Below are 19,650 nucleotides of genomic sequence, written 5' to 3' on the forward strand. Positions count from 1 at the left end.
GTCGTCGCTGGTGGATCATTACCACCAGGATACTGCGCACGGCCGCACCGCGATCCGGATCACGCACTGCCGCAACGATTTCAGAGATAGCTACGGCGCGAACGATATCCGCGTATCTACAGGCACTCCTCCAAGGTGGCGCCGGCGAGTTCGTCGACCACGTCTGTGATCTCGGCGCGGCGGTGCAGGGCAGCCAATTGCCGATGGGCGCCATTGCCTCGGTGCAGTACGGCCGCGAGTGTATCGTCGACAAACGCTTGTTCGCCGAGTTCTTCCAGGGCAGGCCGGAGGTAGCCGAGCAAATCCGCCACCAGCATTCGTGCCGGTGCGACGCGGCGGGCCACCGGGTCCAGGCCATCGCCGTCCAAACCGAAACGGGCGGCATTCCAGTACGCTGCGCGCAGTACCTCGGCGGGCACGCGGGGCGCGGGCCGCCCGTGCTCCCGCGCATCCTGCGCCATCATCACCGTGGCTCGAACCAGCGTCGCGAGCAGAGCGGTTTCGGTGACCGTCGCGGGGATGTCGCTCACGCGGACCTCGACCGTGGGAAACGTCTCCGACGGCCGGACATCCCAGTACACCATCTTGGTATCGAGGATATTGCCGCTGGACATCATCATGTCGACCATGGCGTCGTAGTCATTGTGGGAGGCGAAGTACGGCGGCGGACCGGCGCTCGGCCAGCGCCGCCAGAGGATGCTGCGCCAGCTGGCATATCCGGTCTCGACACCGCGATAGACCGCCGAGTTCGCGGTCAACGCCAGATATACCGGCAGCCACGGGCGCAGGTAGTTGCTCACCTGTACCGCCGTCTCGCGATCCGGAATCCCGATATGCACATGACAGCCGCAGAGGCCCTGCTCGTAGGCGAGCATCCCGAATCGGTTCTCGATGCGTTGATAGCGCGGGGTGTCGGTCACCGGAAACCGCTCCGCCATGGTCGGCGGTATCGCCACCGCCAATATCCGCGCGCTGTTCTGCTCGGCGCATGCGGCGACATCGCGGCGCAACTTGCTGAGCTCCTTCAGCAAATCCGCGGTGCCGGTGTGCACGCCGGTATTGGTTTCGATCTGGCAGCGCGTGAGTTCGAGCTGCAACTCCACTCCGATCGCCTTCGCGGTGCGCGCGACCTCCAGATTCTTCGCGACCGGCGACCCGGTTCCGGGATCGACCAAGATGAACTCTTCTTCGACACCGACTGTCGCCGAGGTTGCATCCATCGCGAAGCACGCTCCCTTCTCCGGACCGGAGACCGGCCGTGTGGCCCTTAGACCGAGCGGTTCCGATACGGGCGTACCCAATCCCGCGCCTTCATCCCAGCCGCTTCGGCCAGTTGCGGGCCACGATCCCTGACGATCTCGGCCAACTCGACGCCACGTTCCCTGGCCACCTCGGCAAGCTGCGGACCGCGATCCTTCACGATCTCGGCCAACTCGACGCCGCGTTCCCTGGCCACCTCGGCAAGCTGCGGACCGCGATCCTTCACGATCTCGGCCAACTCGACGCCGCGCTCCCTGGCCACCTCGGCCACCTCCGGCGCGCGCACCTTGGCGACATCGAGCAACTTCGCCCCGTTGACCTGCGCCACCTCCGCGAATTCGGCACCCTTGGTCGCCGCGACCCCGGCCAAGCCGCGACCCCGGACCGCGGCCTCGTGCAGGTGTTCGCGCACCGAGTCCCCGGTACCACCATCCGCTGCCGCGCCGAGAGGGAGCGCCGCCGCCACCGCCGCCGCGGCTCGACGGGCCGCCCGCCTGCCACGCCAGCCCAGCGAGGGTTTGCCCGCGGTATCGGCGCTGGCGATCAGCAGTCCCCCGAGCAGACTGACGTCCTTGACGAATGCCGTGCGTTTGGCCGCCCGGCGCTCGGGATCCTGTTCCGCCCAGAAATCCTGGTCGGTGACCGTCGACGGCACCACCGTCGCCGCCAACGCGAGCGCGGCGACCCGCGGTGCTTTACCGGTGGCCAGCAATACTCCGCTCGCACATTGCACCCCGGCATTGACGCGTACCAGCGTCGCCGGATCGACTCCACTCCCCCTGCGCCCTTCCAGCAGCGCGTTCGCCGCCTTCACGCGCTGTTCCGGGTGCAGCAGAGTGTCGATTCCCCCCACGACGAACGCGGAGGCCAGTAAGGGACGTGCAAGTCGGCGCATCAACATGAGACCCCTTCTTCGATAGACGTCGATTGGACCGGGCGAGGTTCACGAATTCGAGTCGGACGGCGTCCCGCCCTCGGGTGGCCGGGCACCGAGCCGGTAGGCGTCGCCTGCTACCTGGTCAATGTGTGTTTGGCCTTCTCGGCCACATCTTCGACCGCGTCCTTCACCTTCTCGGCCATATCCTCGACCGCTTTCTTCACATTTCCGGCGGCATCCATCAGTGCGGCTCTGATCTGGTCGGTCTTTCCTTCGGCACGCAAGTCGTCATCGCCGATGATTTTCCCGACGGCTTCCTTGGCTCTGCCCCCGAGCTCATCGGTTTTGTTGCTGATCCTGTCGGCGAGCGACATCAGAAACACCTCCGCATCGTGAGTCGTCCAGGATAGGTGAGTCCAATAGGACCTCAGGCTAACACTCGGCAAAAAGCACCGCGCAGGAACGAATTCCGATATGGCCATTCGGGACATTCACGACCAGCCGGAGGCGTCGCGCCACGTTCCGACACGAGCCGGGGCCCACCCCGCAACTGCCGGATCGACCTCGGGAATGCGGCTGCCGTAGCGGTGGCGCTGACCCGATAGCCGTGGTCGAGGCCACCGGCACACCCGGCCGAACTCCGCGCCTCGCCGCGACCGCGCGCTACCCCCGAAGCATGCCAGGTCCGGGCAGCGACACCCCGAATTCCCTTATTCGTAACCCATCTGTGCCTTGCTCAGCAAACGATTTCCGATTTACGGTTCAGCAACGGCAAATAGTTAGCGACCATACGAGGCTACGAGGCATCCACGAGACGACTCGGGCTCGCCACAAACTCGCCCAATCAGCGGGAGCAGGTCATGACACGTGCGACATTTATTGCCGCTACGGCGGGAATCATCCTGGCCGGGGCCGGGGCAGTCGATATTCTCGGGGATCAGTCCGTCCCCGTCGACACCGTGCGCATCACCACTGTCTCGAAGAATGCTTCGAGCTCACCCGATGTCGGCAATACACGCGCGGAGGTCCCGCGCACCGTGAGTTGTCCGATCGAGCCCGCCGCCCTCGGCGAGCCCGAACCTTAACGGAACACCTCGATTCCGATGCCGAGGTGTGCCTCCGCACGGGCCATGATGCGGCCTGACCGGAGGCGATGAATGCCGCGGTGCGCGCGACCTCGGTTGGGGCGCTATAGAAACGGCACCCCGCGAGAGTGGCCTCAGTCCAGGTAGACCGGCAGGCTGCGGTGACCGTTGGACACGAAGCTGCCGACCGGCTCCAGCTCCGAGGGGTCGACGGCCAGTTTCATATTCGGGAAGCGCTCGAAGATGGCCGGGAGGGCAATGGCCGCCTCCAGCCGGGCGAGCGGCGCGCCGAGGCAATGGTGGGCGCCGTGACCAAACGAAAGATGGTCCTTATCGGCACGGTGGACGTCGAATTCGGCGGCGGTGGCGCCGTGCAGCCCGGGATCGCGGCCCGCGGCGGCGTAGGAGGCAAGAATGGCCTCGCCCTTGGGGATTCGGATGCCGTTCACATCGATGTCCTCCACCGCGTAGCGCAGCGGGAGGTGCGCGACAGGAGCCTCGTAGCGCAGGGTCTCCTCGACCAGATCCGACCACGGAACCCGGCCCTCGACCACGTCGGCACGCTGCTCGGGGTGGGTCAGCAGCGCGACGATGGCTTGATCGAGCAGGTTGACGGTGGTTTCGTGGCCCGCGTTGATAACCAGCATCAGGGTGTCGACGAGTTCCTTTTCCGACAGCGCCGAGCCGTCGTCGTCGCGGGTGGCGATGAGCACGCTGGTCACATCGTCGCCGGGGTTGTCGCGCCGGTAGGCGACGAGTTCGCTGATCAGCCGGTACATTTCGAGGTAGTTGGCCTGGGCTTCCTCGGGACCGAACGAGGTATCGAAGAATCCGTCGACACATTTATGCAGGCCCGGACCCAAATGTTCCGGCACGCCCATCATTTCGGTGATCACCTGAATGGGCACCGGGTAGGCGTAGAGCGGGCGCAGGTCGGCCGCCTCCCCCGGCGGGGTCGCCGCCAGCCGGTCCAGCAGGTCGGCGGTGATGGCCTCGATGCGCGGGCGCAGCGCCGTGCTGCGTCGATGGGTGAAGGCCGGCGCCACCAGCTTTCGCAGCCGCCGGTGGTCGGCGCCGTACGCGGTGAACATATTGTCCACAGCGACCCACGGATGCAACGGCCAGGCCTCGGTGATCTCACCGTTGATGAAGGCCGACCAGTGCTGCCGGGGATCCTTGGACACGCGGGGGTCGGCAAGTAGATTCTTCAGCACGACGGCATCGGTCACCGACCATGCGGGCACACCGCCTGGCAGCTCCACCACCGCGACGGGCCCACGCGCCCGGATCCGGTCCGACTCGCCTTGGATATCGGCGCCGGTCAGGTCCAGGGCTATCGGTTCGTACTCCATCAAAGACTCCTTACACCAGGTTCATCGGAGGGGACGAGGTGAAGACAACCGGCAACGCCGCCATCGCGCGGTGGAAAGGCCCTGGCCGCCACACCAATTCGCCCGCCGGGACGGCCAGCTCCATCTCGGGCAGCGCATCCAACAGCTGATCGATGGCGTCCTGCACCACCAGGTAGGCCACCGACTTGGCAGGGCAGGCATGGGGTCCGCCGCCCCACGCCAGATGCGAGCGGTTGCCGGTGCGATCCCCGCCGCGGATCGCGGGATCGTTATTGCATCCGCTGAGACTGATGAGCACCGGCTGGTGCGCGGGTAGCCAGGTGTTGTCGATCAGAATCGGCTGACGCGGGTAGGAGGTGCAGAAGTTCGCCATCGGCGGGTCGTTGAAGAGCACCTCGTCGAGCGCGTCACGCGTCGAAAGACTGCCACCGAGGACATTGCCGCCGAAACGCTCGTCGGTGACCATCAGCAACAGGGTGTTGGCGATGAGATTCTGCTGCGGTTCGATTCCCGCGCCGTAGAAGCTGATCAGCTGGCTGAGCATCTCGGTGTCATCGAGGTTGGCCGGGTGATGGGCTAGTCGCGAGGTGACATCGTCGCCCGGTTCCGCGCGGCGCAACGCGATCAGCTCCAGCAGCGCGGCACTGAGCATCTCCATGCCGCGGGCGGCCTCGACGGTGTCGAACAGCATGGCCATACCGGTGGCCACCCGCTGCCCCAGTTCCGTTGAGCAGCCGACCATCTGGTTCAGCACCTCGAAGACCAGCGGGAACGCATACTGCGTCACCAGGTCGGCGGAACCGGTTTCGCAGAAGGTATTGATCAGCGGAACGGCGATCTTCTCGACGGTGGAATGCAGAGCGTGCAGGTCGATTCCGTCGATGGCCGCGGTGTACGCGTTCCGATACCGCGCATGCGCGACACCGCTGTTGCGTAGCGCGTTCGGGTACCACTCCATCATCGGCTTGATCGGTGAATCCGCCGGAACGCTGTCCTGCCAAGCCCGCGGATCGGCCGGAAAGTGCTCGGGGTCGTTGAGAATTCGCAGCGCCGTCTGATATCCGAGCACCAGGGTCGCGGGCACATCCGGCGCCAGTTCGATCGGCACCATCGACCCGTGCTGACGGCGCATCTCGCGGTAGGCGTGATGCGGATCGGCGGCGAACTCCGGAGTGTGCAGCGGCGCCCGGGGTCCGTCGGAATCGACCGGTGATCCGTGCTGAACGGGGCAGACTCCGGGCGCGGCGGACCGAGGCGTGGACGCGGATGACTGTGGCGTGCTCAAAGACATGACTCCCGGTGGTGGAACAGGAATTCGCCGAGGGCGATCGGTGGGCTCGGGCATAAGCCTCTGGTCACGTTGCCGGGCTCCGAACTCATAGCCAACTGCCACAACGTTTTCGCTCAGCCTTCCGCACAACACCAACCTGGTGACCCCGCGTGGAGGTCTGCGTCGCGAACCCGGCGACTCACCCACGTTAGCAGCAATGCGATGAAGTCTCTCTCGCCGCATCAACCCCTTTCGGGCCTGTCCGGCGGGCCCGCATACGCCGCCGAGGAGCGGCTCAGGTTGGCTCGGAAGGCTCGTCGATGGTGGCTGGATGTCGTTCCCGCAGCGCCTGTACCAGGGCGGCGGTATATTCCGGCGGGGCGGCGTGGACGGATAGCCCATCGGCGACGGCGAGGTAGGCCTCGATATCGGCGGAGTCGTTCAGGAACACTCCCCTGGTCAACTGCTGGAGGTAGACGAGGTCGGGAAGATCGCCCTCGGCGAAACGCAGGACGGTGAAGGAGCTCTGGGTGAGTGCGGGGCCGCCGACGTGATCGGCCAGCACCTGGACCGCGATATTCGGCGCCTCTGCGGCGTGCAGGAGATGCTCGAGCTGGGCGCGCCAGACGGCCGACCCACCGATCGGGCGACGCAGCGCGGATTCCTCGACGATTACCCAGAGCTGGGGCGGATCGGGTCGGGTCAGGATGCGCTTGCGACGCATTCGCAGTGCGACCCGACGCCGCAGCATCGCCTCGGAGTCTCCCGGGTGCGCCAACGACAGCAGCGCGCGGGCGTAGTCGGCGGTCTGTAATAGCTCCGGTATTGCCCTGGATTCGTAACAACGCAGCATTCGCGCCGCCTGTTCCAGGCGCAAGTAGGCGCCGAACCCCGGCGGCAATTGGTCCGCATCGCGCTCCCACCAATCCGCCCCACCCGACCGGCGCCTCGCTTCCGCGACCGTCTCCGGATCAGCGGCTTCGCTCGACTCGCGTATCTCCCGAGCGCCCATGCTCCGAGTCTGCCACGCGAACCGGGCGCGACGCCACGCCCCCGAATGCCGAAATACGCTGTCTTGCTTGACCAGTCACCACTTGTCAGACTGGAGTCGCGTCGGACCGAGCGGCACAACGCGAAAGGACGGAACGTCACGATGACATCGGACGAGACGATCGAGGCTTCAATTCCCCTGGACCGGCCTACGTCGGCGCGGGCCTACGGCTGGATGCTCGGGGGAAAGGATAACTACGCGATCGACCGCGAAATCATCCTCCAGGTGCTGCGTGGATTCCCGGAGTGCGTCGACATCGCGCGCCAGAATCGCCAATTCCTCTATCGCGCGGTGCGGTATCTCGTCCAGGACGCGGGCATCAGCCAGTTCCTCGACCTCGGCTGCGGCCTGCCCACCGACAACAACGTCCACCAGGTCGCCCAGCGATTCAACCCGGACGCGCGCGTCGCCTATGTCGATATCGATCCCATCGTGCTCGCGCACGGGCGCGCACTGCTCGCCGATCACCAGCGCACCACGGTGATCACCGCTGATATGCGCGATCCCGATGCGCTGCTCACCGATCCGGATGTCCGCCGCCTGATCGACTTCTCCGAGCCGGTCGCGGTGCTGTTCCTATCCGTCGGGCATCACCTCAAGGATGTCGACGCCGTCGGCGAAGGCGCCCGGCACGCGTTGCGGCACATCATCGATACCGTCGCGGCGCCGGGCAGCCACCTCGCCTTCTCCCAGGTCGTCAGCGATGACGCCGAGGTCGGTTCCGCATTCGCCGCTCAGCTCGACGGCGCCGGAATCCCCTGGCAGAACCGCACTCCCGCCGAGGTGGACGCGCTCTTCGTCGGTCTGGAGCCGGTCGATCCCGGCCTGACCAACCTCATCGACTGGCGTCCCGATCCGGACCAGCCTCCGCTGGAGCCGGTGCCCGAGCAGCTGTTCCCCTACGTGGGCGCCACCAAACAGCGCACCGATGTCTACGAATACGGCGGGATCCTGCGTAAACCGTGATCCTGATGCTCAGTTCGGCGGCCTGACCGGGTTCGTCACGCAGTCATTCGGTGCCGGTACACCGCGCAGGCGCTGATCGAGCCAGTCGATGGACCCGGGGAAGCCACTGAACAGGGCGATGATGTGCTCGCCGCCCAAGGTGCGGAAGGTGACGGGGACGCCGCGCGCACACTGTGCGCGGTAGATATCGATGGCACCCTCGAGCGGGATCCAGAAATCGTGCACGCCATGGTAAATGTACAGTGGGACAGCGGATCTCCTATTGGTCAGATCCGTCCTGCGGAAGATCCGCTCGGCCAGATCAGTGCCGAGTGGATCGGCGACGGTGGCCGCGACCTCGATCGGGATGCCGACGACGCCGAGCGGGCCGTTGGTTTCGCCACAGCTGTCCTTCACCGATGAGGTGGCCACCCACTGCGCGAGATTATTCATATACGTGAGGATCTCGGGGTATTCGCGCCCCATTGCGAGGCTGACCACCAGCAGAATGCCCGATGCGGAGCTGCCGTTGAATTGGCGCGCTACGGTGCGGTAGTCGGCGGCCAGACCACCCATACTCGCCCCCACCAGGACACCGTTCAGCTCCGGCGCGTACTCGGCCACCAGCATGGCCGCCGCGTACGAGGCGATGGCGCCGCCGGAATACCCGCCGACGGCGAAGCGACTGCCGGTGAACTCGTTCGATGAATTGCGCACCGCGCGAATGGAATCGAGCACGACATGCCCGGCCACATTCGGCTCGGCATAGGACATCCACGGGCCTTCGTGGTCGGGGATCAGCACGGCGAAGCCGCGACTCACCGACGACCAGGTGGTCGGCGGAAACAGGTCGCCCGCGTTGAACTTACTGTGCAGTCCGTGCGCCATGGCATAGCTCGGGGTGCAGCTCAGTCCCAGCGAATTGATCGGCAGCGCGTTCACCAGCACCGGCCTGCCGCCGGGCCCGGTCCATTCGGCCGCGGGGATGACCAGCGTCGCGGTACCGAAGGACGGTGCACCCAAGGCATCGGTGGTCCGGAACTTCAGCAGCATGGCGCGTTGGATCGGGACCACCACCAGCGGTGCCGATGTCGCCGTCACATCGCGCCATTCCACGATCTGGCCGGGCGCGAACCGGCCGAGGTCGGACGGCCATACGTCGAAGATCGGATCGCCCGAGGGCGTGGACCGGACCGCTTGCCACAGTGCCGCGAGCTCCGGCGTGAGGTTACGTGACGGCGGTGATGCGGCGGGCGGGATCGTCGGCGGCGGAACATTGGTATCGATCCATTGCTGGAGTTCCGACGGTGACGTCGTCCCATTACCGTCGGAAACGGGTTCCGCGCCCGCGGGCGACCAACCCATCGGCAGCAGGCACCCGATAGCCATCGTGACGACCAGGGCGCGGAAGGACCACATCCCCTTCATGCTCGAGCTCGATTCGACATCCAGACCTCTACCCTTCGGGATTCGATGTCGTCGCTGTGCAGAGTCAGCGTAGGGTACCCCGCTACTTCTCAGCACCGCGGTCGGGACACCTCACCAGCAGGTCAGGCCGGAGATTCCCATCGAGCACAGTCGGACCGGCAGCGTAGTCGTGGCGGCATTCGATCAGCATTGAGCCCAATCCGCGTCAACACAGCCTCTACCCGATGTGATCGCGGATACCCGAGAGCACTATCGAGATCGGACCGCGGGAGCTGGTAGCTTCGGGACAGCAATGCCGCCGACCGGGACAGCAATCACCCGGCAATCGATTCCGTCATTCAGGGAGTTCCATTGGCACGGCCACGTCGCATACACCACATGTCCGGAACGCACCGCCGCGGCGCGTTGACGCTGTCCGCCGTCGCGGTGGGCATCCTGCTGACCAGCGGCACCGCCGGCGCCCGTCAAATCGGGCCCTTCGAGGTGGGCGGCGCGATCGAGGTCGAGTACGACCAGCAGGGCGGCCCGGCCGCGTTCGGCGATCCGATTGCCCCGGAGGCCGATTCCGGCCGCGGCGGCCGGTACCAGGCGTTCGCACGCAATGCCTCGATCTACTGGCAGCCCGAGGTCGGGGCGCATTCGGTGGGCGGAGCGATCCGCGACAAGTGGGCCGAGTTGGGCTCGGAAAACGGTGTGCTGGGCTATCCGGTGACCGCCGAGCAGGTGACACCGACCGGCTCCGGCCGCTACAACCACTTCCAGGGCGGTTCCGTCTATTGGTCCCTGGGCACGGCCGCACACCAGGTCGGCGGCATGATCCGGGATAAGTGGGGCGCCTCGGGATGGGAGGGCGGGCCGCTCGGGTTCCCGCTCACCGACGAGGCCTCTGCCAAGGGGAACGGCCGCTACAACCTGTTCACCGGCGGTGCGATCTACTACTCGCAGGGCACCGGCGCACACATCATCTGGGGCGCGCTGCGCGACGACTGGGTGCGGGCGGGCGCGGAGAACGGCCGCTACGGCTACCCCACCAGCGACGAGTACGACTACGAAGGCGGCAAGGCGCAGAACTTCCAGGGCGGCCGCATCACCTGGCGTCCCTAGGTAAAAATTTCCGTGCGGGAATAGCTGCGACACGGATACGTTCGTTCGAGTTGGTTAGTCGAACGAACGAAAGGGGTTGCCGGTGGCGACCGATGCAGCGGAATCGGCCGTCGGACTCCGATCGGAACGGGGAGCGATCCTCGGGTCGCTCATGTTGGCCACCGGCCTCGTCGCCCTGGATTCGACGATCATCGCCACCGCGGTACTCACCATCACCGACAGCCTCGGCGGATTCGCGCAGTTCCCGTGGCTGTTCTCGATTTATCTGCTGGCCCAGGCCGTCACGGTGCCGATCTACGGCAAGATCGCCGACACTGTCGGGCGCAAGCCGGTGATCCTGTTCGGGATCGCGGTCTTCGCGCTCGGGTCGCTACTGTGCGGTCTTGCCTCCAGCATGCTCGCACTCATCATCTTCCGGGCGGTGCAGGGCATCGGCGCGGGCGCGATCCAGCCCATGACCATGGTGATCGCCAGCGACCTCTACACATTGTCGGAGCGGGCCAAGGTGCAGGGCTACCTGGCCAGCGTGTGGGCGATGTCCTCGGTGGTCGGCCCGTTGCTCGGCGGTCTCTTCTCAGAGTACGTCAGCTGGCGGTGGATCTTTCTGGTGAATCTGCCGCTCTCAGCGGTGGCGAGTTGGATGCTGCTGCGCAATTTCCGCGAGAGCGCGCCGCGTCGCAGCCAACGCATCGACTATCTCGGCGCCGCCCTGCTCACCGTCGGCGCCGGGGCCCTCATCCTGGGCCTGCTGGAGGGCGGGCAGGCATGGGCCTGGTCCTCGCCGACGAGCGTCGCGATCTTCGCCGGCGGGCTGTTGGTGCTGCTGCTGTTCGCCTTCGCGGAGCGGCGGGCCGAGAATCCGATCCTGCCGCTGTGGGTGTTCACCCGCCGGGTGGTGATCGCCAGCAGCCTCGTATCGGTCCTCGTCGGCGCCATCCTGCTCGGCCTCACCTCTTACGTTCCGACCTTCACCCAGGGCGTCCTCGGCACCGGCGCGCTGGTCGCCGGTCTCACCGTGGGTGCGCTCACGCTGGGTTGGCCGTTGGCCGCCTCCCAGGCCGGAAAGGTCTACCTGCGCATCGGCTTCCGCAGGACCGCGCTCATCGGCAGCGGTTTGGCCGCCCTCGGTACCGCCACCACATTACTGATCACCGAGGATTCCACCCTGCTTCAGGTCGCGGTCTCCTGCTTCGTCATCGGCGCGGGCATGGGCCTGGTCGCCACCCCCACCCTCATCGCCGCGCAGACGAGCGCCGAATGGACCGAACGCGGCGTCGTCACCTCCGCCAATATGTTCGCCCGCTCCATCGGCAGCGCCGTCGGCGTCGCGATCTTCGGTGCCGTCGTCAACTCCCGCATCGGCGACACCGACCACCCCACCCCCGGAACCCTTTCCGGCGCGGTACATCTGGTGTTCATCGCGGTGGCCTTCATGGCCGTCGTCATGGTGATCGCGTCGGCGATGATGCCGGGGCGCAAGACCGCGGCCTGAACCGAAGAACTCCACGGGATGCGGTTCGCAAATATGCCTCCCCGCCCGAAAACGCACCGCCTGAGTTCTCTCCGCTGGGGATAGTGATGGTCGGAGCTACGCACCCAATCGGCGCTCACCGAGCCGAACGACTTCGCGCACTCGGCCTTCCGATCACTCCGGACCAGGTGAAAATGATGGCGCCCGAATAGATGTCGAGCCTCGAGCCGTGGTTCAGTCGATCCAGTCGGCCAGGAGCCGATCGGCTCTGCCGCTGCGGATTTCGGTTTCCAGCCAGAGATCGACCACCGACGCGAACATGGCGTCGTCGCGTGGGAGCAGGTAGGCCTTCGGGGCCGAGTCGAAGGGGGTGTTCGGATGCAGCACTTGGAGGTTCGGATGGGTGCGCTGGCGGTAGCGGCCCTCGACCGAGTCGGTGACGAGGACATCGGCGTTGTTCAGGTCGAGCTGGTCGTAGATGGTGAGATTGTCCGGCCAGAGGGTGAGCTGGGCGTCGGGGAAGTTGGTGCGGGCGAAAGCCTCATTGGTGCCGCCCGGGTTGACGATGACGCGCACATGCGGCTGATTGATCTGCGCGACGGTGGCGTAGGCGTCGCCGTCGGAGCGGCGCGTCACGGGAGTCTTGCCGTCGAATGAGGTGGGAATCGAGAAGTCGGCGGTGCGGCGGCGGGCGGCGGTATCGGAGATGCCGCCGACGGCGATATCGCATCGGGCGAGGAAGTCGTCCATCAAGGCACTCCACGTCGTCGGAATCCATTGCGGTACAACGTGCAGGGCCGCGGCGAGATCGCCCGCGAGGGTGATATCGACGCCGCGATAGGTCCCGTCCTCCGCGCGGAGCGTGTACGGCGGGTAATCGCCGGTGGTGCATACCCGCAGCACACCGGTCTGCCGCACCGTCAGCAGCCGCGACTGCTGCGCGGTGACGCCGGGAGCCGCCGCGACCAACCAGCTCATCCCGAACAAAATCAGCACCGGCAAGATTCGAAACGGTCTGCGCATCCGGACAGGGTAATCGGCCCGGCCACCGACTGATGTTCCCAGCGGACGGGAATCCTCCACAGCTCCGGATATCGTCACGGTTGGTTGACCGAATCGTCCCGAACCGCCAGCGGCCGTAGGATTTCCGTAACCCATTCGGTGAAATCCGTGGCGGTGTCCGGCCAGGAATCTTCGGTACGCAGGACGAGGAGGGCGCGCGCCGGGGTTCCGGTGTGCGCGTAGGCCCAAAGCTTGTGATGGCCGTCGAGGACCGCGGTCAACAGGAAGCGTTCAGGCGCTTCGGCTTCCACATAACGCTCTTCGATCCAGCCGACCAGAATTGCCGCGGGCCGTGCGCCCGCGGAGATGACGTCGACGTAGGCGGTGACGGTTTCCGCGGCGAACGCCTGCGGGGGCTGGGTCGGCATTACCGTCGCGAATGTGGGCCGGTCGTCGACCGGAATCGGGGTGCGCAGTTGCAAATGCGGGGTACCGGGCCACGGCCCGCCGTCGGCCAGCCACGGCGGGTCGTCGGGAAACTCGCGGAGATTCGTGCGCCGCGCCCACCAGGAATGCTCGTAATCCTCGACGAGCTCCACCTCGAGATCTACCAGGACAGCAAGGTAGTCACCGGTGCGCAGGCAGGTGAGGACCGGTGCGAGGGTGTTCACCAGGTCACCGGACAGTGCACCGACATCACGCAGCACGCCGCGTATCCGGGCCGAGTCCTCGGCCGCGCGGTGGGCGGGCCAGCCCGCCAGCGCCAGCATGGTTTCGCAGGTGCCACAATCGGATCCGGCTCGATAGATCGGCTCCCCCGCAATCAGCAGCGACTTGTTCCAGCGCGGCCAGGCCGAGGTGGGGTCGGGTGCGTCGTAGCCGAGCCGCACGATCGCGCGGCCGTCGTGGAGGGTGAAGCGAGCCCACGACGGCGGTCCGATGGCCAGCTGCTCGAGCCGCGGGTCGACGGGGCCGGCGGCATCGAGCCGCGACCATGCGAGACGGGCCTGCGCCGCCCATCTCTCGGATCGGTGGTATCGCGGCAATACCGGCTCCCGGCCGGACAGATTCACCAGCACCGAATGCAGAATCGGGATCTGTTCGGCATCGGCGGTGTGGAGGTGACGGCGCAGCATTGGGACCGCGGCCGGATCGCCCATCAGCTCCAGAGCAACCGCGAAAGCACTGTAGGACAAACCGGTTCGGTCGGGCAGTCGCTGGGCGATGTCGGCGGCGGCGGCGGTCGCTCGCATCCGGCCCAAGGCCAACGCGGCGCGGTCACCGTACTCGGGATCGGGCAGCAGCGCGCGCAGCCGCGGCACGAGTTCGACATGTCCGGCGATTCCGGCGGCGTCTATCGCCGCGCGCCGGGTCACCTCGTCATCGAGGAGTCGATTCAGCTCCGTCAGCGCAATGACCACGGCCGCCCTGGTCGACGCACGCAGCAGATCGACCGCCTCCGAACCCGTCGCGGCCGAGAGCAATTCGAGCAGAAGCGGCCCCACGGCCGGATCGTCGAGCCGCTCCATCAGCCAGGTGAGCCGCCTACGAACATCCGCGTCGGCGCGCGCGTAGCGCCGCAACACCGCACCCACCAGTCCCGCGGGCGCGTCGACGGCCAGTGCGGCCAACGCCGCCCAATGATCGTCCTGCGCGAGCGCCGCATCGAGCTCGATGTCGACCGAAATCCGCTCCATTACTCCAGTTTCCGTGCGGCCACCCGTTGGGTCGGGATCGTAGCTGCCACAGGCCTTCCGCACGCCGCACAGGGCTTGCGCACTCTGTGAGGCGTGCGGAGTCTCTGTGGGGGGCGTTGATCCGGCTAGGGGGCGAGTCGCGCGACCGCTTCAGCCGGTGGTTCGTCGCGCGCCGATCTCATCGAGCGCTCGCTCCCGAGGGCCGGTGGGGAGGTGTTCGGTGGCGGTGCGCAGGCGCTCCAATGCGGATTCGGGCAGCGCCGCGAGCACCGCCCGGTATTCCTCCCAGAGGTCGCGTTCGGCTACCGCTTCCACCATCTCGATCAGTTTCGGCTCGGAGATCAGACCAATGACACGGGTGAGGTCCGGGCCGTCCACCAGGTAGGCGGCCTGTACCAGCGCGTCGCCGCCGAGTTCGGCCTGGGCGACGCGCGTGGCCCGTTCCGACAGCGTGGTCATCAGATTGCCCAGCGTGAGCCAATCCGCGCGGCGTTCCAATTCGGCGCTGACCGCTACCACGGTGGTCTCCGGTAGTCGGCCGATGATAGGTGCGGATCTATGCGCATCCAGTTGTGCCGCGATATCGGCGAGGAAATCGGCGGGTAGCCGCTTGGCGACATCGCGTGCGTGCGACGGATCGAGTACGCTGGCCGTTTTGGCCGCCAACAGCGCATTGCGGTTGCGCATAATCAGTTTCGCGATGATGGGCGTCGGAATGACCTTCGCGGCGGCCGCTACCTTCCGCAGACCCACCACCTGGCCTTCGAAAAGCCAGTCCGCGACTTGCATTCGGAATGCGATCAGATCCGCGTCCGGCACCGCCGCGAGGTAGTCCAGTTCCTCGACCGGCACCCCCAGGGTGCGGGAGAGTTTGATCAGTTGGGCCCGGGCGGTCACCTGCTCGCCGCCTTCTTGACCGCCCCGCGCAGCATCCGGGGAATGAAATCCAGCAGTGACAGCGCGGCGTTCTCGAGATCCTCCTGCTGCCTACGCCCGGCCTCGACCACGGTCGCGGCGAGCCGCTCCCGGTCCTGCGCGGGTAGTGCGGCAATACCGGCGGGCAGTTCATCCGGCATCAATTCGGCCAATGACTCGGCCACGGCGCCCTCCTTCTTCGCATCGAGCGTAATGGAATCCGTGCCGCGTATATCGCTCAGCGGTCGCTGATTGGTAACTATCCCATCCGATGAGTCATAGCTGCCGCACATAACGAAGATCGCCCCGGATGTGTGCGCATCCGAGGCGATCGCGAAGCTTTCCGTCAGCCGCCGAACGAACCCGTCCAGAGCGTGTCGAGAACACCGTGCAGAGCAGCGCTTCCCGTGTCGAACAGGCCGCCGAGGGCCGCGCTACCGGTGTCGATGATAACGGGGATCATGAATCAACCCTTCTGTCGCGATAACCTCGTCTACCGATTCGAGGTCGACGCGACCCACTCTGCCCACGGATCCTGGTCGGTCGCTTGATTCCATCTGGCAGTTTCCTGAGAGCGAGAACCCTTGGTCGCAGCCTCGCGAATCACTTTCGCGGGAAACATTATTCGGTGAACAGCCCGGGAGTTCCGGTCCGAATCTTCCGAAATTCGAACACCGGGAACAAATCCGAGCGAGCCGACCACGAATCCGTGGTCGGCCCTGCTTCGTTCGCGTATCGGATTACGACGCGATCCGGTCCGCGCCCCTGCCGAGCTTGGTCAGCGCCAGATATCCCGCACTGACCAGCGCCGCCCACACCAGGCCGACGATCATCGCGGTGCGGCCGCTCTCGGTGAAGAACAACAGCACCGTCACCAGACCGAGGAAACCGAGGGCCAGCGCGGTGCTGACGGGCGCACCCGGCAGCCGGTAATCGTTGGCGGGCAGCTGGCCCCTCGTGACCCGGGCCCGGTAGATCAGGTGGCAGATGAGGATCATGCCCCACACGAAGATAGTGCTCACCGACGTGATGTAGGCGAAGGCCTTATCCGGCGAGATGATGTTGACGATCACGCCAATCACCATCGCGGCCGCCGAAACACTGATGCCCACATAGGGCACGGCGCGCGAGCTCAGTTTGTTCAGCCCGGCAGGCGCCTCGCCGCGCGCGACAGGGTGCGCAGTATGCGCCCGGTGGAGTAGATGCCGGAGTTGCAGGACGACAGCGCGGCGGTGAGCAGCACGAGTACTGGACGTATTTGCCCGCGACGGTGATCTCGGCCATGCAGATCGCCACCCACACCGCCCAGTACGACCATCCGGTGACGAAGCCGGCGAAGCGCCCGAGGAACTCGTGCGCGTACTCGGCGAAGCTACCCGAGATCGGCCGGTAGGTCAGCAGTTCGCCGAGCGCCCGCATGATCACGAAGATGGCAAGGCCCGCGGCCCGACCGCATTGCCGATCGGCGAATTGTCTGTCAACATTGGTGTCATCAGTGATGACACCGTTGTCGACGAGAGGTGCCCGTGGCGGATAGACCGACTCGCCCGAATCGGCTGAGCCCCGACGTCATCGTCGAGGCGGCCGTGCGGATCGCCGCGCGCGGCCGCCCGGACGGCCTCACCGGACGGGCGCTCGGCGAGGAACTGGGCGTGGACCGGTCCGCCGTATGGCGCCACTTCACGGATAAGGACGCGCTACTGCGCGCGGTCGGCGACCGACTGCTGACCATCGCCTACGAACAGGTGCCGCCCGATCTCTCCCCCAAACCGCGCCTGGAGGCGTTCGCCAGAGCCGTGGTCGAGGTCTTCACCGCCCACCCCTACGTCGGCGCGGCCATCGCCCCACGCACCACCCGCGGACGCGGCGAGTTCGCGGTCGTCGAGATGATGCTTTCCGCACTCACCGAGATAGGCCTCGAACCTCGGGATGTGCCGCGCTATCAGCGCATGCTCGCCGACACAGTGCTGTCCTACGCCGGTGTCCGCGCGGGTTATGCGGTACTGCCACAGAAGGTGCGCGATGCCGACGAAAGAGCCTGGACCCGTGAGTATTCCGTCGCGAATGCGGCGGAGTATCCGAATATCGCCGTGTATGCGGGCGGACTCGCCGAAATGGGACCGGACGCGGTGCTCGACACCCTGATCGAGGCGTTCTGGGTCGCCGTGGAGGCCCGCACAATGTCGAATATGAACGAGCGGAACGATTCTCATGACTGAACCACCGAATACCCGGTCCCGGCCGCGCCGGTACGCCACCCGCGCGGCCATCGCATTCGGACTCGTCGTGGCAGTCCTGATCGGCATCGCCTTCACCGCCCCGCAGATCATGCATATCCCCGGACCGATCACCTTGTTCCAACTGTTCCGCGAACCACCGTCGACGCAGGGCACGCTCTTCGCGAGCCGCACCATCCCCGCCGCGCGGACACCGCGACCACTGCCGGTCGGCACCGCTGCGCTGCCGAATACCGTGCCGTGGAAGGGATCTCATATCCCGGTCGCCGAATTCCTTTCCACCACCAAGACGAACTCGTTCCTCATCGTGCGCAATGGGGTCCTGGTGCACGAGTGGTACCGCGACGGGGTCGAGGCGACAACCCCGCAGGCATCGTGGTCGGTCGCGAAATCGGTTGTCTCACTGTTGATCGGACGCGCCATCGAGGCCGGGAGATTGCGCGAGGAAGACCGGCTCGTCGATATCCTGCCCGAGCTCACCACCGGTACCGACTACGACACCGTCACCATCCGCGACCTGCTGGACATGGCCTCGGGCATCGATGTCCCGGAGAACTACAACCGTCTGTGGCCGTTCACCGGCACCGCGCGAATGTATCTCACCGAGGATCTGCCCGGATTCCTCGCGGAGCATCGCACGGTGACCTTCCCGCCCGGCAGTAGAGGCGAATACCGCAGTGTCGACACCCAATTACTCGGCGCGGTGCTGGCGAAGGTCGACGGCCGGGCGATCGGCGACCAACTCGCCCGAGACCTGTGGGATCCGATCGGCGCGCAGGACGAGGCGCGCTGGAACCTCGACCACCCCGGCGGACAGGAGAAGGCATTCTGCTGTCTGAACGCCACCGCACGCGATTTCGCCAAGATCGGGCAGCTGATTCTGGATGGCGGGCGCGCGAATGGCACGCAGATCGTGCCGCCCGCGTGGATCGAACGGATACGCAAGCCCGCACCGAATCCGATCTCCGACTGGGGATACGGGGCGCAGTGGTGGCATCCATCGGACGGGACCGGCGCCGATCTGACCGCGCTCGGCGTCTACGGCCAGTACATCTACGTGGACCCACCGAGCGCGACGGTCATCGTCAAGCTCAGCGATTACGGCACCACGCAGGACGAACCGGAGACGGTAGAGGTGTTCCGCACCATAGCGAATGCGCCGCTGTCATAGCAGCACCCGCTACGGAGTCGGTAGGCGCACTAGCGATCCGCTGAGGTTCCGCCGCCAGGACGAGGGGTGGAAACATCGAGCGCGGCAAGGAATCGGACGATCAGGTCGGTGATCGCCTTCGGCTGCTCGAGTGTGCTGGTGTGGCCGCAGTCGGGGACGACTTCTAGGGGTCGGCATCGAGCCCGTCTCTGTTCCGATCTACCTGGCGACACTGTCACCGAAAATGCTGGAACTGACCGGCGAGATCGCCGAGGGATGGCTGGGTACCAGCTTTGTCCCGGAAGGCGCCGCCGACGCCTACTTCACCCATCTGGACGCGGGTCTGAGCCGCTCCGGCCGAACCCGTGCCGAACTGGACATCTGTCAAGGCGCCGAAGTCGACATCGTCGCCGATGAGACCGACCTACCGCGAGTGCTCGGCAGCCGAAAGCTGGAACTGGCGTTCTCGCTGAGTGGAATGGGCACCAGCACAACCAATTTCTACAACAACGCCTACAGCAGGCAGGGCTGGTCGGATATCGCTGCTCGGGTGAGTCGGCAATGGCAGGCCGGCGACCGGAGTGGCGCGGCAGCGCTCATCAGCGATGAGATGGTGCTGGCCACCACGCTGATCGGAACGCACGACATGGTACGCAGCCGATTGCGCGACTGGCAGCACGCCGGTGTCGACACGGTCCGCCTCTATCCCGCGGGAGACACCCTCACCGCTCGCCTGGACAACCTGGCCCAAGCCCTCGACATCATCCACGCACTTCCGGCCCCGGCCTCCGGAGAGTGACCCGGGC

General features: G+C 66.2%; 17 protein-coding genes and 2 pseudogenes. 7 read left to right on the forward strand and 12 right to left on the reverse strand.

Features of this window, described 5'->3' with window-relative positions; genetic code table 11:
- Positions 1-116: 116 nt before the first annotated feature.
- From AB0H61_RS09130 to AB0H61_RS09140, 3 genes are all read right to left on the reverse strand, one after another.
- Positions 117-1,220, reverse strand: a complete 1,104-nt coding sequence (locus AB0H61_RS09130; protein ID WP_357300962.1) for a glutamate--cysteine ligase — start codon at positions 1,218-1,220, stop codon at positions 117-119.
- A gap of 47 nt (positions 1,221-1,267) precedes the next feature.
- Positions 1,268-2,155 carry a DoxX family membrane protein gene (locus AB0H61_RS09135; protein ID WP_357300964.1) on the reverse strand — a complete coding sequence of 296 codons (888 nt, stop codon included), beginning with the start codon at positions 2,153-2,155 and terminating at the stop codon, positions 1,268-1,270.
- Positions 2,156-2,271: 116 nt separating this feature from the next.
- The gene (locus tag AB0H61_RS09140) at positions 2,272-2,511 is read right to left on the reverse strand and encodes a CsbD family protein (RefSeq protein ID WP_357300966.1); all 240 of its coding nucleotides are present in this window, start codon (positions 2,509-2,511) and stop codon (positions 2,272-2,274) included.
- 486 nt (positions 2,512-2,997) lie between these two features.
- Between AB0H61_RS09140 and AB0H61_RS09145 the strand changes: the two genes are divergently transcribed.
- Entirely contained in the window at positions 2,998-3,222 is a 225-nt protein-coding gene (locus tag AB0H61_RS09145) for a hypothetical protein (RefSeq protein ID WP_357300967.1), read from the forward strand.
- Between the two features lie 134 nt (positions 3,223-3,356).
- Here the strand turns inward: AB0H61_RS09145 and AB0H61_RS09150 are convergent, their stop codons facing one another.
- The 3 genes from AB0H61_RS09150 to AB0H61_RS09160 all read right to left on the reverse strand — a co-directional run bounded on the left by AB0H61_RS09150 (position 3,357) and on the right by AB0H61_RS09160 (position 6,856).
- Positions 3,357-4,574: a cytochrome P450 gene (locus AB0H61_RS09150; protein WP_357300969.1), complete on the reverse strand. Its 1,218-nt coding sequence runs from the start codon at positions 4,572-4,574 to the stop codon at positions 3,357-3,359.
- Between the two features lie 10 nt (positions 4,575-4,584).
- Complete coding sequence (locus tag AB0H61_RS09155; RefSeq protein WP_357300971.1) at positions 4,585-5,865, reverse strand: cytochrome P450; 1,281 nt, start codon at positions 5,863-5,865, stop codon at positions 4,585-4,587.
- 274 nt (positions 5,866-6,139) lie between these two features.
- Positions 6,140-6,856, reverse strand: coding sequence for a DUF5753 domain-containing protein (locus AB0H61_RS09160; RefSeq protein ID WP_357300972.1), 717 nt, complete (start codon positions 6,854-6,856; stop codon positions 6,140-6,142).
- A 141-nt stretch (positions 6,857-6,997) separates the two neighbouring features.
- Here AB0H61_RS09160 and AB0H61_RS09165 point away from each other — a divergent pair, with 141 nt between their 5' ends.
- Positions 6,998-7,861 (forward strand): SAM-dependent methyltransferase, encoded by an 864-nt coding sequence (locus tag AB0H61_RS09165; RefSeq protein WP_357300974.1) that lies wholly within the window; start codon positions 6,998-7,000, stop codon positions 7,859-7,861.
- Positions 7,862-7,870: 9 nt separating this feature from the next.
- Here the strand turns inward: AB0H61_RS09165 and AB0H61_RS09170 are convergent, their stop codons facing one another.
- Positions 7,871-9,268 (reverse strand): lipase family protein, encoded by a 1,398-nt coding sequence (locus AB0H61_RS09170; RefSeq protein ID WP_357300976.1) that lies wholly within the window; start codon positions 9,266-9,268, stop codon positions 7,871-7,873.
- A gap of 378 nt (positions 9,269-9,646) precedes the next feature.
- Between AB0H61_RS09170 and AB0H61_RS09175 the strand changes: the two genes are divergently transcribed.
- Both AB0H61_RS09175 and AB0H61_RS09180 read left to right on the forward strand, forming a co-directional pair.
- Complete coding sequence (locus tag AB0H61_RS09175; RefSeq protein WP_357300978.1) at positions 9,647-10,372, forward strand: hypothetical protein; 726 nt, start codon at positions 9,647-9,649, stop codon at positions 10,370-10,372.
- An 82-nt stretch (positions 10,373-10,454) separates the two neighbouring features.
- Positions 10,455-11,864 (forward strand): MDR family MFS transporter, encoded by a 1,410-nt coding sequence (locus AB0H61_RS09180; protein WP_357300980.1) that lies wholly within the window; start codon positions 10,455-10,457, stop codon positions 11,862-11,864.
- 213 nt (positions 11,865-12,077) lie between these two features.
- Here AB0H61_RS09180 and AB0H61_RS09185 read toward each other — a convergent pair whose 3' ends face one another.
- The 5 genes and pseudogenes from AB0H61_RS09185 to AB0H61_RS09205 form a co-directional block, all read right to left on the reverse strand.
- The gene (locus tag AB0H61_RS09185) at positions 12,078-12,839 is read right to left on the reverse strand and encodes a transporter substrate-binding domain-containing protein (protein WP_357300982.1); all 762 of its coding nucleotides are present in this window, start codon (positions 12,837-12,839) and stop codon (positions 12,078-12,080) included.
- Between the two features lie 101 nt (positions 12,840-12,940).
- Positions 12,941-14,542, reverse strand: coding sequence for a hypothetical protein (locus AB0H61_RS09190; RefSeq protein ID WP_357300983.1), 1,602 nt, complete (start codon positions 14,540-14,542; stop codon positions 12,941-12,943).
- A 150-nt stretch (positions 14,543-14,692) separates the two neighbouring features.
- Positions 14,693-15,439: a hypothetical protein gene (locus AB0H61_RS09195; protein WP_357300985.1), complete on the reverse strand. Its 747-nt coding sequence runs from the start codon at positions 15,437-15,439 to the stop codon at positions 14,693-14,695.
- On the reverse strand, positions 15,436-15,642 hold the full coding sequence (locus tag AB0H61_RS09200) for a hypothetical protein (protein ID WP_357300987.1): 207 nt from the start codon (positions 15,640-15,642) through the stop codon (positions 15,436-15,438). The genes AB0H61_RS09195 and AB0H61_RS09200 overlap by 4 nt, the downstream gene beginning before the upstream one ends.
- Before the next feature lie 555 nt (positions 15,643-16,197).
- A pseudogene (locus AB0H61_RS09205) lies at positions 16,198-16,900 on the reverse strand (amino acid permease); the annotation flags it as partial.
- An 83-nt stretch (positions 16,901-16,983) separates the two neighbouring features.
- Here AB0H61_RS09205 and AB0H61_RS09210 point away from each other — a divergent pair.
- From AB0H61_RS09210 to AB0H61_RS09220, 3 genes and pseudogenes are all read left to right on the forward strand, one after another.
- Positions 16,984-17,676 (forward strand): helix-turn-helix domain-containing protein, encoded by a 693-nt coding sequence (locus AB0H61_RS09210; protein ID WP_357300988.1) that lies wholly within the window; start codon positions 16,984-16,986, stop codon positions 17,674-17,676.
- Positions 17,669-18,865: a serine hydrolase gene (locus AB0H61_RS09215; RefSeq protein WP_357300990.1), complete on the forward strand. Its 1,197-nt coding sequence runs from the start codon at positions 17,669-17,671 to the stop codon at positions 18,863-18,865. Before AB0H61_RS09210 ends, AB0H61_RS09215 begins: the two co-directional genes overlap by 8 nt.
- Before the next feature lie 190 nt (positions 18,866-19,055).
- Positions 19,056-19,643, forward strand: a pseudogene (locus AB0H61_RS09220) (LLM class flavin-dependent oxidoreductase); the annotation flags it as partial.
- Between the last annotated feature and the right edge of the window lie 7 nt (positions 19,644-19,650).

The organism is Nocardia sp. NPDC050710, from assembly GCF_040654375.1.
Taxonomy (GTDB): Bacteria; Actinomycetota; Actinomycetes; order Mycobacteriales; family Mycobacteriaceae; genus Nocardia.

Coding starts and splice junctions, on each gene's coding strand:
- AB0H61_RS09130 (WP_357300962.1), bottom strand. CDS start 1,220: ATGGATGCAACCTCGGCGACAGTCGGTGTCGAAGAAGAGTTCATCTTG.
- AB0H61_RS09135 (WP_357300964.1), bottom strand. CDS start 2,155: ATGCGCCGACTTGCACGTCCCTTACTGGCCTCCGCGTTCGTCGTGGGG.
- AB0H61_RS09140 (WP_357300966.1), bottom strand. CDS start 2,511: ATGTCGCTCGCCGACAGGATCAGCAACAAAACCGATGAGCTCGGGGGC.
- AB0H61_RS09145 (WP_357300967.1), top strand. CDS start 2,998: ATGACACGTGCGACATTTATTGCCGCTACGGCGGGAATCATCCTGGCC.
- AB0H61_RS09150 (WP_357300969.1), bottom strand. CDS start 4,574: ATGGAGTACGAACCGATAGCCCTGGACCTGACCGGCGCCGATATCCAA.
- AB0H61_RS09155 (WP_357300971.1), bottom strand. CDS start 5,865: ATGTCTTTGAGCACGCCACAGTCATCCGCGTCCACGCCTCGGTCCGCC.
- AB0H61_RS09160 (WP_357300972.1), bottom strand. CDS start 6,856: ATGGGCGCTCGGGAGATACGCGAGTCGAGCGAAGCCGCTGATCCGGAG.
- AB0H61_RS09165 (WP_357300974.1), top strand. CDS start 6,998: ATGACATCGGACGAGACGATCGAGGCTTCAATTCCCCTGGACCGGCCT.
- AB0H61_RS09170 (WP_357300976.1), bottom strand. CDS start 9,268: ATGAAGGGGATGTGGTCCTTCCGCGCCCTGGTCGTCACGATGGCTATC.
- AB0H61_RS09175 (WP_357300978.1), top strand. CDS start 9,647: ATGTCCGGAACGCACCGCCGCGGCGCGTTGACGCTGTCCGCCGTCGCG.
- AB0H61_RS09190 (WP_357300983.1), bottom strand. CDS start 14,542: ATGGAGCGGATTTCGGTCGACATCGAGCTCGATGCGGCGCTCGCGCAG.
- AB0H61_RS09215 (WP_357300990.1), top strand. CDS start 17,669: ATGACTGAACCACCGAATACCCGGTCCCGGCCGCGCCGGTACGCCACC.